This is a genomic window from Nitrospirota bacterium, assembly GCA_035516965.1.
Lineage (GTDB): Bacteria > Nitrospirota > UBA9217 > UBA9217 > UBA9217 > MHEA01.
The window spans coordinates 17,968-33,321 of record DATIZR010000116.1; the positions used below are offsets into that span (position 1 = coordinate 17,968).

Sequence of the window (15,354 nt, forward strand, 5' to 3'; positions counted from 1 at the left end):
CCCGGCCTCTTCGCAGGCTCGCGAACGCCCCCCAATGTCGGGCGGGAGTTCGAGGCCGGGCGTGCTACTCTTTGCGTCCGCAAGGACGTGACGGAGCGGTACATTATTCGCCGGGGAGCGTCTATCTGGCAAGGGGAGGGAGTCTTGTACTGGAAGGGGCATTCGCTATCGGGCAGGCAGGCTGCAGGTCCCGTGGACCATTCAGGCCTTTACCTGATCACCGGCGTATGAAAAGGTACGATCTGGACCTCTTTTTCCTTGATGAGCAGGAACAAATGATCTTTATTCGCCAGCTTGTTCAGGACCACGTTCCACGGTGCTCTCACCGCCAGTGTGGTTTTCTGATTCAGGGCTGGATCATATTTGATCGTGTAGCCGTCCTGGGCGGCGGCATCGGCGATGCGCTTCAGCACATCACGCATTGCCCTCCTTTTTACATTGATCGCAACAACGCTCCCCTTCAGGGCCCGGTACGGCTCAGGAACATATCCAGAGCCGGGGTCCGCCCCCTTCTCCAAAAGCAGTTTTACGATCTCCCCGTTGCCGGCCAGAGAGGCTTCGGTCAAGGCCGTCGATCCCTGCGCGGCCTTTGCGTTGATGTCCGCTCCCCTGGCGATGAGCGCTGTAACGCTGTCAACATGGCCCTCATGGGCGGCGCACATGAGCGGGGTCTGACCGTCGGCGGTCGCGGTCTTCACGTCAGCCCCCTGGTCTATGAGGAACGTGATGAAATCCGTGTATCCGCTGCAGGCGGCCACCCGCAAGGCTGTCTCCCCCCTGAGATCGGCATCATTCACGTCCGCCCCTTTTTCCCTGAGCTCCATCGCGGCCTCAAGGCGGTCATGAGCAGCGGCAAACTGCAGGGGGAAACGGCCCGCAGCGTTCCGCCCCTTCACATCGGCTCCTTTTTGCAGGAGATATTGCATGATCCGCAAATGCTCTTCCTGAAAATCGGGGGCGTCCAGCACAGCCTGCAGTGCAGAGGCCGCGCCCTCCTGACCCTGGACGATATGGTTGACATCCGCGCCGGACTCCACGAGTGACTGGACGAATTCTTCATGGCCGTTGTACGCAGCCGTCATCAGGGGCGTCATTCCGCTCGCATCCGGCTGATCGAGCAGGGCAGGGGTCAGCCTGACGAGTTGGTGGAGGTGTTCCGCATGTCCCTGTTCGGCGGCAATGATGAGCCCTGTCTGCCCCTTATCGTTCGTCGCGTCGCCCGCGATACCGGCCTTGATGAACAGTTCCAGCGCCTCCCCGTCATTCTTCGACACCGCATCCAGGAACGCCCGCCCGGTAAGGGGAATGCCCCTGTGCTGCAGCTTTTTCGTGAAATACCACTTCGCGAGGGATTCCTTTTTCACCGCGGCAAAGGCAAGGAGGGCGATAAGGACGATCGCGAGCCCCGCGAACACGACGTTCTTCAGGTCTACTTTCCTGAAAAACCCGGATGGCGCCCGAAGTTCCGCATCTTCAACAGATGCGGTCAATACACCTGTTTCGGACGGGGATGAGCCCTCCGACAGATCCGGTGATGCCGGCAACAGTTCATCGGCGGCCTCCGGTATCCTGCGCGCTCCCGGGGCCATGATCGGCTCCCCGGTCCTCCTCTTCTGGCGCAGCAGGTGGATATCCAGCTCAGGCAGGGGCCCGACCTTTTCGAGATACTTCCGGAGCATCGTCATCCGCAGATAGTAGCCGGCGACAACCAGAAGGCCTGCTATCGCTCCAACGACGACTGACCTCACCATGCCGAGAAAAAAACCGGCGACAAGTCCGGCGCCGCCCAGAGCTGCAAGGGGCAGCCACCACAGAGGCGTGTAGGAGGTTAACGTATCGAGTCGCCCCTTCAGCCGAAAGGGTTTTCCCTCGGCCGTGTGCAGGAATGCCGTCCACTCCTTGGCGTCGGTCTGCAACTGTCCCTGGTGTTTCTTGATCTCGCGTACGATGTCACCGTGCTTCCGCTCCTCGGCCAGCATGAGCGCGGTCTTGCCGGAGCGGTCCTTTGCTTCGCTGTCGATGCCTGATTCCAGCAGGAGCTCGACGATCCCGGTGCCCGGCTGGTCATGAGCCGCCTTGTGCAGTGCGTTCCATCCGTCATCATTCTTCTCGTTGATGTTCACGCCGGCCTCGATGATGACCCGGGCGATCTCTTCCTGGCCTTTCGAAGCGGCGACCATCAGCGGCGTGACGCCGGAGCGCGCCAGGTTCACATTGAGGCCCTCTTCAATCAGCTTTTGGACGGCCCCGGCATCGCCCTTCTCGATCGCTTCAATGAGGGCGGGCCACTTCTTCGCCAGCGGAGAAGAGTAATCGGGCGTGACGTTCTTCTTCGGCTTCGGCTGCGCCACTTCCTTCTTGACCTGTTTCTGGTATCCCTTGTTCGAACCAGCTGTTTTTTCTTCCATGGGTCCAGCTCCGGATTGCGCGCTGAAATTGGATGGCTACCCGCCGAGGAACGGCGGCCACTGGCTTCATACGTAAGTCAACCGAAGTTTAACAGAAGAAAGGCTTCTGCGCAAATCGAAATAGCAGTTGCTCAAGGCAGCCGAAAGGGCATGCTGGAGAGGGCGAAAAAAACAAGGCCGCGAGGTGATCCCGGCCATGTTTGTTGATCTTGCGGACTATCCCGGAACTCGGTTGCCGGGATCTCCCTTCTTGCATGCGGGGCATGCCGGATGGAATGGTATGAAATCGCGCTTTGCGGCGGGATCACTTTCCCGCCTTTTTCAGCGCATCCAGGAGCGTTCTTGAATGCTCATTGCTTACGGTCCGTTCCAGGATGATCTGGATCGGTCGCAGTTCTTTTCCGTAGTAGGCTCTGTTCAGGTCATCCCGGACCATGATACCCGAGCCCTCCAGGTCCAGCCCTGCGTACAGGCCCCGCGCCTTGGCAAAGGAGATGAAGTCCGCCGTCAGCACTTTTTTCGCGCCCAGGCCGCGCGGCCCTGCGGCAACAGACGTTTCCGCTCCGAACTTGAAGGAAGAAGCATAGAGCGAATCGATCGCCTTCCTGCTCATGGCGAACATGATCACCTCGGCATCCTCAGCGCCGATCTGGAGACCGAAGCTGACCGACCCGATCGAGTAAAACACAGGCTGGCTCCATTCTCCGGTCCGCTCGTCCCGGACGACCAGCACACCGTTCCCGCCCGAGCCTGCCCAGAAGAATCCCGCCTTGATGATCTTCGGGAAGATCAGCAGCGCCTTTGCCTTGCTCAGGTTTTCATGGAACCAGGTGAATTCCCTGTCCGTCATGAAACTGCCGAACGTGGCGGCTGAGCTTTGAACAAGGTCCTGTGACTCGTCTTTGAGCTGCCCGGTGTCCTTCCGCGCACGTTACTGGTCATCGCCCGTCTATGTTCCCGTCATACTGCCCTGTCTCCTGCCGCTTCACCCCCATTGCTCCCTGCTGCAAAACCAATGATCTCCCGCCACCAGACAAGATCAACAGCATCCAGCCAGTCGTTATGTCCGGCTCCTTTGATCGTCCACATCCGTTTGCGTCCCGGCAGCGCGTCATAGAGTGCTCTCGCATGGTGTATCGGGATCACCCTGTCGTTCTCGGCTCCGACAACCGCGATGCGCCCCTGGTAGGCCTTAAGGTTCCCGACGCTGTCATAGGCGTCACTCACGATGAGCCGGACGGGAAGCCAGGGGAATTTTTCCTGAGCAACGGACAGGAGTGTGTCCCAGGGCGTGATGAGCAGGATGCCGTCGATGAGAGAAGGCTTATTCCCGGCGACCGCAGCCGCGACACCGCAACCTAGGGATTCGCCCAGCAGGTAGACAGGTTTCCCGTAGCGTTCATAGGCCAGGCGCACCGTCTCAAGCGCGTCACTCACAAATGACGCTTCGCCCGGTTTTCCCGCACGCGCTCCGTATCCCGGATATTCAGCGAGGACCACCCGGTACCCGAGTACGGAAAGGGGATTCACGTAGTACGCCCTGTCGGCCGCGTTCCCGGCATTGCCATGAAAGACGACGATCGTACCCTTGACAGCCGCGATCGGGGCTGTTCCGATGAAGCCCCGATAGCCGCTCCCGCCGGACGGCCAGAACTGGATGCGGTCGGCAGCGAGCGCCGCCGGGGAAGGCATATGGGAGCTGGGATGATAGAGCATGGTTCTTTGGGCGTTGCAGCCGCAGAGCAGCAGGACGGCCAGGAGCGGCAGGATTTTTTTCATGATCGACCTTCTCATGCGTGAGCACCGCCGGGAGAGCCGCGCACCGGAGAGCCCCTCCCCCTGGGAGACGGAGCGCGCCAGGCATCTTCTTCTATCGCTGCCGTTCCCGACCCGGCTAGGCCGTCTTCCAAAGGATCTCGAAATTGCAGATAATGACGTCCGGCTGTCCATCCTTCTCTCTCACGACCTGCCCCCGCGAGTCGAGGGCGAGCAGGAGGTCGTTCTCCTTCAGGAGCGACCCGTCATAGCCGACCGCCCGCAGCCGCTCCTTGACCTTTTCGAGATTGCCGGCGCTTTCCGCTTCTGTGATGATGTTCCTGCGGACGGCGCGCTGCAGGTCGATCGGCGTGAGCAGCGACGTCTCCTCGTGCTCTGACACCCATTCGTCGGGGCCGTTGTAATAGCCGCGGATCGTGATGTAGTTGTGCTGCGCATCCAAGGCGGGATTGCCATCGCTGTCGACGATCTCCGCATGGGACCGGTACTTCCGCGGATCGCTCGACAGTTCGACCTTGAGGCTTCCCGTCATGTAGACCGCGCGCACATAGACCGCATGGACCCCCAGCGCGTTCAGAGCCTGCGAGAGGGCGAACTCCTCGAAGGGGCTGTTGATCCCGAAGCGCCTGATCTTCTCTACCTCCTCCCTGCTGTATTTGGCATCTGCCGGGAACTCGCCCACGCGGGAGGTCTTCCAGACGAGGTGGATGTTGTCCTTCGTGACCGTGTAGAAGACCTCGTTCGTGTCGGACAGGCTGAGGGACGGCGTCTTGCGCCAGCGCTCGGGGAGGAAGTAGTCGAAGAGCCTCGCGTTCCTCCCCACGACCCACATGCGGCCGCCGGTGCTTTCCGCGTGGCCGGCGATGTAGGGAACGCCGAAGATCTCGGTGCGCGAGAGGTGCTGCGGGAGGGGCGTCGGCTTGAGCCGGTCGCGGACGTCATCCAGGTAGGAGTGGCGCCGCGACGCCTTGACCCGGTCCTCGTGTTCGGGCGTGCGGAACAGCAGCTCGTAGTCGATCACGGAATAGTTCCCGCCGTTCAGCAGCCGGTAAAGGGCGTCCACCTGCTGCTGTGCCGCGTCGGGGCCCCTGTGCCTGCCTGCCTCTTCGATGCGCTCGCAGTCGTCCTCATGGATAATGACGTGCTCCGGCTTCATGTCGGCCATGTGGTAGCCTTTTTTGCTCAGGTCGTCGAAGGCCTTCTTCTGCATAGCCTGCAGGTGGTGCACGATGTCGGGGAGCTCGAGCTTGATGTGTTCGAAGATCTCGATGAGGTTCTTGCCGCGGATCCATTCGTACACGAGCTTGTACTGTTTCAGAATGTCGAGATCGACGCCGGGATGGCGCGCGCGGATGCGGTTGATCTTCGCCCGGGACCGTCCGCTCTGCCAGAGCTGCATCCGCTGGGGCGGCACGTAGATGGCCAGGGGCCGCTGCGCCCTGATCCACTCGAGCCGCTGGCCGACCTGCTTGTCCGCCATCTCCATGACCAGGGCGAACTCCTCCCAGGGGCTGTTGAATTCTGCGCTCACAAAGTCCTCAAGCGTGTGCGTGTTGATCGGGACGTCCTCGCCCACGCGGCAGTTCTTGACCACGAGGTCGAGACTCGTCCCCGCCACGGGACGCGTCGGGACGCGGTACACCGAGCTGGTGCCCAGGAGCCTGACGCGGTTCTGCGTGAACCAGTCTTCTTCGTACCAGTTCTGGATGTCGAGGTGCTCCTGGTGGGGTTCGGCGTACCGGGTGAGGTAGAGGTCGCCGCCGTCCTCGGTCTTCATATGGAGGTACACCACGCCCAGTACGTTCACGAGCGCTTTCTGCCGGGCGGGTGTTTCGGTGCGCAGAGATGATGCAATCCGTTCCGATGAAGGATCCATAGATACCTTCCGACGTGCTGACCCGAAGAGAAGAAATAGCTGCTGCTAACAATTTAGCACAGGTGGACGCGGGGACAAACCCCTGTAAAAAATTCGTGGCCCTGCCCCTTCGGTCCCGTGAAAATCGGTGACTCGGCGCCCTCCGGTCAACAGGCGCCCGGGTGATCATGCCGGACTAACGAAGCCGTTTCCTCATCTCCTCGAGCTGCTTCTTGAGCCGATCCGGCAGCCGGTTCCCGAACACCGCAAAGTGCTGCTCGATGTCCGGGATCTCGGCCTTCCATGCTGAGAGGTCCACGTCCATCAGGGCCTTCATGCTTCCCGCAGGGATCGAGAGACCGCTGAGATCGAGGTCTCCCTCCTTCGGCATGAGACCGATCGGCGTTTCCCTGGCCCCTGCCGTGCCGTCCACGCGCTCGCACATCCACTTGAGCACGCGGCTGTTGTCGCTGAACCCAGGCCAGAGGAACTTGCCCTCGCCGCTCTTGCGGAACCAGTTGACATAGAAGATCCGCGGGGCCTTGGACCCCAACCGGTCGCCCATGCTGAGCCAGTGATGGAAATAGTCACCCATGTGATAGCCGCAGAAGGGCTTCATGGCAAAGGGATCGCGCCGCAGGTTGCCGACCGCACCGATGTTCGCCGAAGTCGTCTCCGAGGCGGCCGTGGCGCCCAGGAACACGCCGTGGTCCCAGGACACGGCCTCGTACACGAGAGGAACCACGCTGCTCCTCCTGCCGCCGAAGATGAAGATGTCGATGGGCACGCCCTCGGGGTCTTCCCAGTCCGGGCAGATGACCGGGCACTGCCGCGCCGGCGCGGTGAAGCGGGCGTTCGGGTGCGCCGCGTCCTCCGTGCTCGCGGGCGTCCAGTCGCGTCCCTTCCAGTCGATCGTATGGAAAGGCGAACTCTCGGTCATGCCTTCCCACCAAACGTCGCCGTCGTCCGTGAGCGCGCAGTTCGTGAAGATGACGTCCCGCTTGAGCGTGTCCATGGCCATGGGGTTCGTGTCGTAGGAGGTGCCGGGAGCCACGCCGAAGAAGCCGCTCTCGGGATTGATGGCATGGAGCCTCCCGTCGCCGCGGATCTTCATCCAGGCGATATCGTCGCCGATGCACTCGCATTTCCAGCCCTTGAGCGAAGGCTGCATCATGGCCAGGTTCGTCTTGCCGCAGGCCGAGGGGAACGCCGCCGCGATGTGATAGCGCCTGCCCGCGGGGCTGGTGAGCCTCAGGATCAGCATGTGCTCGGCCATCCAGCCTTCCTTCCTCGCGATGTTCGAGGCGATCCGGAGGGCGAGGCACTTCTTCCCGAGCAGGGCATTGCCGCCGTAGCCCGAGCCGTAGGACCAGATCAGATTCTCCTCGGGAAAATGGCTGATGTACTTCTGTTCGATGGGCGCGCAGGGCCACAGGGAGTCCTTCTGTCCCTTCTCGAGCGGCGCGCCGATGGAGTGGAGGCAGGGGATGAACTCGCCCTGTTCGCCGAGGACCTCGAGCACCTTCGCGCCGACCCTGGTCATGATGTGCATGTTGCAGACCACGTAGGGGCTGTCCGTGATCTCCACGCCGATCTTGGAGATGGGCGAACCGACGGGCCCCATGGAGAACGGAATGACGTACAGGGTTCGGCCCCTCATGCAGCCGCGGTACAGGCCGAGCATGGTCTTCTTGAGGTCGTCGCTCCTGACCCAGTTATTCGTCGGGCCTGCCTCGTCCTGCGAGCGCGTGCTGATATAGGTGCGGTCTTCGACGCGTGCGACATCGCTGGGGTCGGTGCGGAAGAGATGGCTGTTCGGCCTCTTCGGGAGCGGGATCGCCATGCCTCGCTCCTGCATGAGCGTCATCATCCGGTCGTACTCCGCCTTCGACCCGTCGCACCAGTAGAGCGCGTCGGGCTTGCACAGGTCCGCCACCTCGTTCACCCAGGCGTTCAATTTTGCATTCTTCGTTCCACTCTTCATCTCGATCTCCTTCGTGATGCCCGCTGATGGCGAACCGTGAACCGCCTGATGCCCGCAATGGGTCCGCTGGTTGATGATGCCCCCGCATCCCGTCCCCGACGGTGCGATCATTATGCCCGATTCAACGGCAAAAGTAAACTCCGACGGCGGGCGTCGGCCCGTCGCCCATCCCCTGCCGTCCGATAAAAAAAGCCCCGTGCCGGGCACGGGGCTTCTGAAAGTGCTCTGTGCTTCTGTCCGGCATCACTTCTGGATACTGGTCTTCTCCATGATCACGGTGTACTTGTATCCGGCACCGAAGTCCTTGTCCTTAGCAACCGTTCCCTTCGCCGTGACCACGACCCCCACTTCAGGCCGGTCATCGGATGTGGCAACGAGATCGTTGGTTCCCTTGGACGCGTCGCCGGTGCCGTCCTGCAGATGGATCCAGTTTTTCCCCATGATGTTCGCCGAGACCTTCACCACCTTGGCCCTGACCACCACGGTCTTCTGGTCCAGCTTCGCCTTCTGTGCGAAGATCTCTGCCACCGTGTACGCGTTTGCGCCCTCGGCTTTTTCGACCTTGATCTTCTCCGTTGTCTTGACGACGGCTGCCTTGCTTCCGCCGTGGTTCGTGTCGACCGTTTTACCCTGGTCGCCGGCCGATGCTTCGTTCGCAATGCCGCCCGAAAAAATGATGGAGTCGAAGGACCTTCCGAGCGATTTGCTCGTAAAACCCTTCATCTCCTGTCCGGGCTGGAACGTCACATTCTCGCCGACCTTCACCTGCGTCTCCGGTACGGCGACCCAGGTCTTTTTCCCGCTCTTCTGGACGCAGACATAGGTGTATCCGCCCGCGTTCATGGTCTCAACAACCTTGCCGGAAAGCGCACCTTCACCGGACCGCTCCGACGGGGACGGCATCGCTGTGCCGGGGGAGGGCGCCGCTGCGTCCACGGGCTTGGCCGGTGCGGCGGCGGATGCCAGGGTAACAATGATTGCGAAAGCAACAGCAGGAATGGTTCTCATGATCAACTCCCTTGTACCGGGACCCGTTCGGGCCGCGGGGATTATGTCAAAATGATGCAGCGAACGAAGTGTACTGCTTTTCAGGCAAATATGCAAGAGCCATTTGGCAGGGGGCGGGCAGGGGAGAAAAAACAGAAGGCAGACCGGGGTCTGCCTTCTGGACAATTCGATTGATGCGGAGCCTGCTCCGGCTATTTTTGGCCGTGCTGTTCGGCGACCTGTATCCTGATCATGGCCCGGAGCAGGTCGACGCGGGCCTTCTCGTAGTCCTTCTGCTCAAGCTTCTCGCTCAGGGCCTTTTCGGCCCGTTCCTTCGCGATCCGCTCCTCGGCGAGATCGATATCAGAGGCGCGGTCGGCGCCCTCGGCCAGGATCACGACGCGGTCCGCTCCGACCTCCGCGTATCCCCAATCGACGGCCAGATGATGCCAGTTCGCGCCCTCCCGGTAGGAAAGCATGCCGATCTTGAGCGTGGTCAGGAAGGGCGTGTGGCCCGGCAGAACCCCGAACTCGCCCTCGCTGCCCGGCGCTATGACTTCATCGACACGCTCCGACCTGACTACCTGGCGGCTCGGCGCAACGATCTCGAGGAGCATCTTTCCTTTTTCAGCGACCATTTTCTTTTTCCCGTCCTCGGTACTCAATGAGCAAACCCTGCTGGGGAGCTCCTTCCGGAGCGCTTACCGCTTATATCCGAGCTTCTCGGCTTTCTCGAAAACTTCCTCGATGGGGCCGACCATGTAGAAGGCCTGCTCGGGGATGTCATCCATCTTGCCGTCCACCACTTCCTTGAAGCCCTTGATCGTCTCCTTCAGTGGCACATACTTGCCCGGCGTGCCGGTGAAGGCCTCGGCAACCTGGAAGGGCTGTGACAGGAAGCGCTGGATCTTTCTGGCGCGGGACACGGCGAGCTTGTCCTCGTCGGAAAGTTCATCCATACCCAGGATCGCGATGATGTCCTGGAGCTCTTTGTACCGCTGGAGCACGAGCTGCACCCTTTGCGCAACGGCGTAATGCTCTTCACCGACCACATGGGGGTCCATGATGCGGGACGTCGAATCGAGCGGGTCCACGGCGGGGTAGATGCCGAGCTCTGCGATCTGACGGGAAAGCACCGTTGTGGCGTCCAGGTGCGCGAACGCCGTTGCCGGCGCCGGGTCGGTCAAATCGTCGGCAGGAACGTAGATGGCCTGCACCGAGGTGATGGACCCTTTTTTCGTGGAGGTGATGCGCTCCTGGAGTGCGCCCATTTCAGTACCGAGGGTCGGCTGATAACCCACGGCCGACGGCATGCGGCCGAGGAGCGCCGACACTTCGGAACCCGCCTGGGTGAACCGGAATATGTTGTCAACGAACAGGAGCACGTCCTGTCCCATGGTATCGCGGAAATACTCGGCGACGGTCAGGGCCGAGAGACCGACGCGGAGCCTCGCTCCCGGCGGCTCGTTCATCTGGCCGTAGACCAGAGCCGTTCTGTTGATAACGCCCGACTCCTTCATTTCGGCCCAAAGATCGTTTCCCTCACGGGTACGCTCGCCCACGCCTGCGAACACGGAGTAGCCGCCATGCTGCTTGGCCACGTTGTTGATGAGTTCCATGATCAAAACGGTCTTGCCCACGCCCGCGCCGCCGAAGAGTCCTGTTTTGCCGCCTTTGGTGTACGGAGCGAGAAGGTCAACAACCTTGATGCCCGTTTCGAAAAGCACCTTCGAGGGGTCCAGTTCCTCGAGCATCGGTGCGGACCGGTGGATGGGCAGTGTGTCCTTGGTGGTGATCGGCCCCAGTTCATCCACGGGCTCTCCGATCACGTTCATGATGCGGCCCAGCACTTCCTTGCCCACAGGCATGGAAATGGCCTTGCCGGTGTCGTTGACCTTCATGCCGCGCATGAGACCGTCGGTGGACGACATGGCCACCGTACGTACCCGGTTCTCGCCGAGGTGCAGCGCAACCTCGAGCGTGAGATGGGTCTCGGGCGTCCCGAGGTCCTTGTCCGCGGCCTGGTCTATCCTGAGCGCGTTCATGAGTTGGGGAAGGCTTCCGACGGGGAACTCGCAGTCCACCACCGCGCCCATGACCTGTACGATTTTTCCAGTGCTCATTTCATAACCCCCTGTTGAGAAACAATTACGAATGAATAATTCGCAATGAATGATTGACTTATTTCAACGCTTCCGCGCCGCCCACGATCTCCGAGATCTCCTTGGTGATCGCCGCCTGCCGCTGCTTGTTGAACTTGAGCGTCAGCCGTTCGATCATATCCTTGGCGTTCCGCGTGGCCGAGTCCATGGCCGTCATGCGGGCGCCCATCTCGCTCGCCTGGCTTTCGAGCATGGCACGGTACACCTGCACCTCGATGTGCTTGGGCAGGATCGAACTCAGGATCGCCTCCGGGTTCGGCTCGTACAGATAATCGACTGCAGCCATGAAGGGGTCCGATTCCGCGGGCGGCTCGACGGGCAGGAGCTTCTCGAGCGTCACCTTCTGCTGGATCACGCTCTTGAACTCGTTGTAGAGGAGATAGACTTCATCGGTATCCGCGGCGGAGAACCGCTCGACGATGTTCCTGCCCACGTCGGCGGCCTTGTCATAATCGATCGTGCCGAGGTCTGACCACACCTTCCCGAGCGTGTACGCCGAACGTTTGCGGAAAAAGTCTCTTCCCTTCCTCCCCACGACATTGATCGACACTTCCTTGCCCTCGGCCTTGAACTGTTTGGTCGCCTCGACGGCTTTACGCAGGATATTGGTGTTGTATGCCCCGCACAACCCGCGGTCCGAAGTGAGCACCACGAGTTTGACCTTTTTCGGTTCCCGCTTGGCCAGGAGCGGATGCTGCGCCCGCTCGACGCGTCCGGCCAAGTTGGCGATCACGGCGAGCATCTTGCGGGAGTACGGCCTGGCCGCGATCACCCGGTCCTGGGCGCGTCGCAACTTCGCCGCAGCCACCATCTTCATGGCCTTGGTGATCTGCTGCGTCTTTTTGACGCTCGTGATCTTTCTTTTGATGTCTCGTAAGCTGGGCATTGATACCCCTCAATCGCAAAATGCAAACGGAAAAATGTGGATTGCACCCTGCGCTGCTTCTATGCCGTAAACGTCTTCTTGAACTCTTCGATGGCGCTCTTGATGCGCGTCTTGAGGTCGTCATCGATCTGTTTTTTGCTCTTGATGTCGGAAAGCAGCGCCTGGTGCTTGCTTACCGCAAACCTCAGGAGTTCAGCCTCGAACTTTTTCACGGCATTCACCGGCACTTCATCCACATAACCGTTGGTCCCCGCGAAGATCACGAGGATCTGCTGCTCGACCGGAAGTGGCGAGTACTGGTCCTGCTTCAGGAGTTCGACCATGCGCTGACCGCGGTTCAACTGGGCGAGCGTGGCCTTGTCGAGGTCGCTTCCGAACTGGGCAAATGCCGCGAGTTCGCGGTACTGCGCGAGGTCAAGGCGGAGCGTGCCGGCCACCTGCTTCATGGCCTTGATCTGGGCGCTGCCGCCCACGCGCGACACGGAAATACCGACGTTGATGGCCGGCCGCACGCCCGAGTAGAACAGGTCGGATTCGAGGAATATCTGTCCGTCGGTGATGGATATCACGTTCGTCGGGATGTAAGCGGACACGTCGCCCGCCTGGGTCTCGATGATCGGGAGCGCGGTGAGCGATCCGCCGCCCAGTTTGTCGGACAATTTCGCCGCGCGCTCAAGCAAGCGGGAATGGAGATAGAACACATCGCCGGGGTACGCCTCGCGTCCCGGGGGCCTGCGGAGGAGCAGCGAAAGCTGGCGATAGGCCGTTGCCTGCTTCGACAAGTCGTCATACACGATCAGGGCGTGGCCGCCTTTGTCGCGGAAGTATTCGCCGATGGTGGCGCCCGTGTAGGGAGCGATGAACTGGAGAGGCGCGGGGTCGGACGCCGTGGCCGACACGATGATGGTGTAGTCCATGGCGCCGTGTTCAGAGAGGGTTTTCACGACCTGCGCGACCGTGGAGCGCTTCTGCCCGATGGCCACGTAGATGCAGATGACGTTCTGGCCCTTCTGGTTGATGATGGTGTCGATGGCAACGGCGGTCTTCCCGGTCTGGCGGTCGCCGATGATGAGCTCGCGCTGGCCGCGGCCGATCGGGATCATGGCGTCCACGGCCTTGAGCCCCGTCTGGAGCGACTCGCGTACCGACTGGCGCTTGACGATGCCCGGCGCGATGACTTCGATATGGCGAAACTCCTTGGAAACGATGGGGCCCTTGCCGTCGATGGGCTGACCGATGCCGTCCACCACGCGGCCCACGATGGCGTCGCCCACGGGGACCTCGGCGATCCTCTTCGTGCGCTTCACGATGTCGCCTTCGCGGATCCGGGAATCGTCGCCCATGAGCACCGCGCCCACGTTCTCCTCCTCGAGGTTGAGCGCCATGCCCATGACGCCGCCCGGGAATTCCAGGAGCTCGCCTGACATGACGTTATCGAGGCCGAAGACCTTGGCGATACCGTCACCGACGGTGATCACGGTCCCGACCTCGGCGACCTCGACGCTCTTCTCGAAGCTGGAGATCTTCTTTTTGATGATCTCGCTGATTTCCTGTGCTTTGATCTGCATCGGTTAACTCCTTTGATCGGATAACAAACAGCATATGGGCAGGAACAGCCCTCGTCAGTGTTCTGACAGGCTGTTTTCTGTCTTGATTTACTTCGCCAGCTGCTCGCGCATCTTGTTCAATTGGTTGCTGATGGTGCCGTCGTAGATCATGCTCCCGATCCGGGCCTTTGCCCCGCCGATCAGAGATCCGTCGACCCTGGCCTGGATGTCCACCTGCTTGCCGGTCATGGCCTCGAGCTTCTTCTTGATGTCCGCCAGCTCCGCCGGGCTGACGGCGGCCGCCGTGGTCAGCTCCACGCTGGCCCGGTTCTGACGGTCGGAGAGCAGCGCCAGGAACGCGTCGTGCACGTCCTTGACGTACCGGATGCGGCCGGTCTCTGCCAGGTGCTCCACGAACCGCTGGGTCGTCTGCTGCATACCCAGCTTCCCGGCGAGTTCCCTGATGACCGCCTTCTTGTCCTCGGGCGTGAAGACCGGACTTGAAAAGAGCTTCTGGATCGAAGGCGCGGATTCCACCGCCGCGATGAACGAGCTTAGATCATCCCTGGTCTTGTCGACGGATTTTTTCTCCTCGCTCAGTTCCACCAGGGCCTTGGCATACCGCTTCGCGATGGTCCTGATCATCCCCTGCCTCCCACCTTGGTGATATACTCCTTCACGATGCGCTCATGGTCCTGGGGACCGATCTTTTCCTTGATGCTCTTTTCCGAGAGGTCGACGGCCAGCATCGACGCCTCGGCCTGCAACGCGGTCTTCGCCTTCTGGACTTCCAGGTCGACGCCCTGCTTCACCTGGGCATCGATGTCGGAAACCATTTTCCTGCCCTCGTCGATCAGCGCCTGTTTGTCCTTCTCGGCGCGGGACCTGGCATCCTCGAGCAGCCGGCTCGTCTCTGCCTCAAGGTCCTTGACCTTTCGCTCCATCTCGGCCAGCGCCGCCGTTGAGCGCTCGCGGGCCTCCTTGGATTCCTGGATGGCCTTGGCGATCTCGAGGGAGCGGTTCTTGAAGAAGTCCCGGACCGGCTTCCGCATGAAATAGACGACCACGCCAGCGATGATGCCAAAATTGACCAGACGAGGAAGCCAGTCGCCAAGAAAGGTGATCTGTTCATGGCCGCCTTCAGCGGCCTCTTCGGCGAACGCAAACGCCGCGGTCAGGGTTATTGTCAGGCAGAAAAGAAGCTGTTTGAGTTTGTTGGGTATCATCATGGTTTAGCGATCCAGTTTGACCTCTGGTGTCGGTCCTCCGGACTATACCGCCCTTCCGAGCAGCTTGGAGGTAATTTCCTGCGACAGTCGCTCTGCTTCCCTCTTGAGCTCGCCCCGGGCGCTCTCGGCCGCCGCCGCGACATCGGCGCGCGCCTTGTCCAGCATCTCACCGGCCTTCGTGCGCTCGGCGGCGATCATATCACGCTGGGCGTCGAGCCCCTGCTGGTAGATGGCGTTGAAGGTAGCTGCCGCCTTCTGCTTGGCTTCGGCGAGGGAGGCGTTGTACTGTTCGAGGAGGTTCTGCATGCGGTCCTGCGCCGACTTGGCTTCGCCGAGCGCGGAACTGATACCCTGCTCGCGGTCCAGCATGACTTGCCGGATCGGCCTGAACAGTATGTAGTTGAGCACGATGAGCAGGACGATGAAGTTGGCGAGCTGGTACAGGACCGAGACGTTGATATCAATCATGGTGAAGCGCCTCTCCTCCGCTGCAGAGAAACATCTGGTGGCACGATAAATC

General features: G+C 61.1%; 13 protein-coding genes. All 13 read right to left on the reverse strand.

Annotated features, from left to right (window positions below):
• Positions 1-209: 209 nt before the first annotated feature.
• On the reverse strand, positions 210-2,408 hold the full coding sequence (locus tag VL197_16575; protein HUJ19603.1) for an ankyrin repeat domain-containing protein: 2,199 nt from the start codon (positions 2,406-2,408) through the stop codon (positions 210-212).
• A 304-nt stretch (positions 2,409-2,712) separates the two neighbouring features.
• The gene (locus tag VL197_16580) at positions 2,713-3,258 is read right to left on the reverse strand and encodes a lipid-binding SYLF domain-containing protein (protein ID HUJ19604.1); all 546 of its coding nucleotides are present in this window, start codon (positions 3,256-3,258) and stop codon (positions 2,713-2,715) included.
• A 110-nt stretch (positions 3,259-3,368) separates the two neighbouring features.
• The gene (locus VL197_16585) at positions 3,369-4,187 is read right to left on the reverse strand and encodes an alpha/beta fold hydrolase (GenBank protein ID HUJ19605.1); all 819 of its coding nucleotides are present in this window, start codon (positions 4,185-4,187) and stop codon (positions 3,369-3,371) included.
• A 115-nt stretch (positions 4,188-4,302) separates the two neighbouring features.
• The gene (locus VL197_16590) at positions 4,303-6,060 is read right to left on the reverse strand and encodes a hypothetical protein (protein ID HUJ19606.1); all 1,758 of its coding nucleotides are present in this window, start codon (positions 6,058-6,060) and stop codon (positions 4,303-4,305) included.
• Positions 6,061-6,235: 175 nt separating this feature from the next.
• Entirely contained in the window at positions 6,236-8,023 is a 1,788-nt protein-coding gene (locus VL197_16595; GenBank protein HUJ19607.1) for a phosphoenolpyruvate carboxykinase (GTP), read from the reverse strand.
• A 243-nt stretch (positions 8,024-8,266) separates the two neighbouring features.
• Positions 8,267-9,031: a DNA-binding protein gene (locus VL197_16600; protein HUJ19608.1), complete on the reverse strand. Its 765-nt coding sequence runs from the start codon at positions 9,029-9,031 to the stop codon at positions 8,267-8,269.
• 191 nt (positions 9,032-9,222) lie between these two features.
• Positions 9,223-9,648 (reverse strand): F0F1 ATP synthase subunit epsilon, encoded by a 426-nt coding sequence (locus tag VL197_16605; GenBank protein HUJ19609.1) that lies wholly within the window; start codon positions 9,646-9,648, stop codon positions 9,223-9,225.
• Positions 9,649-9,711: 63 nt separating this feature from the next.
• Positions 9,712-11,133, reverse strand: coding sequence for a F0F1 ATP synthase subunit beta (gene atpD / locus VL197_16610; protein HUJ19610.1), 1,422 nt, complete (start codon positions 11,131-11,133; stop codon positions 9,712-9,714).
• A 58-nt stretch (positions 11,134-11,191) separates the two neighbouring features.
• Complete coding sequence (gene atpG, locus VL197_16615; GenBank protein ID HUJ19611.1) at positions 11,192-12,058, reverse strand: ATP synthase F1 subunit gamma; 867 nt, start codon at positions 12,056-12,058, stop codon at positions 11,192-11,194.
• A 59-nt stretch (positions 12,059-12,117) separates the two neighbouring features.
• On the reverse strand, positions 12,118-13,626 hold the full coding sequence (gene atpA, locus VL197_16620) for a F0F1 ATP synthase subunit alpha (protein HUJ19612.1): 1,509 nt from the start codon (positions 13,624-13,626) through the stop codon (positions 12,118-12,120).
• An 87-nt stretch (positions 13,627-13,713) separates the two neighbouring features.
• Complete coding sequence (atpH, locus tag VL197_16625; GenBank protein ID HUJ19613.1) at positions 13,714-14,250, reverse strand: ATP synthase F1 subunit delta; 537 nt, start codon at positions 14,248-14,250, stop codon at positions 13,714-13,716.
• Positions 14,247-14,834, reverse strand: coding sequence for an ATP synthase F0 subunit B (locus tag VL197_16630; protein ID HUJ19614.1), 588 nt, complete (start codon positions 14,832-14,834; stop codon positions 14,247-14,249). Before VL197_16630 ends, atpH begins: the two co-directional genes overlap by 4 nt.
• Before the next feature lie 42 nt (positions 14,835-14,876).
• Positions 14,877-15,302, reverse strand: coding sequence for an ATP synthase F0 subunit B (locus VL197_16635; protein ID HUJ19615.1), 426 nt, complete (start codon positions 15,300-15,302; stop codon positions 14,877-14,879).
• Positions 15,303-15,354 lie beyond the last annotated feature (52 nt).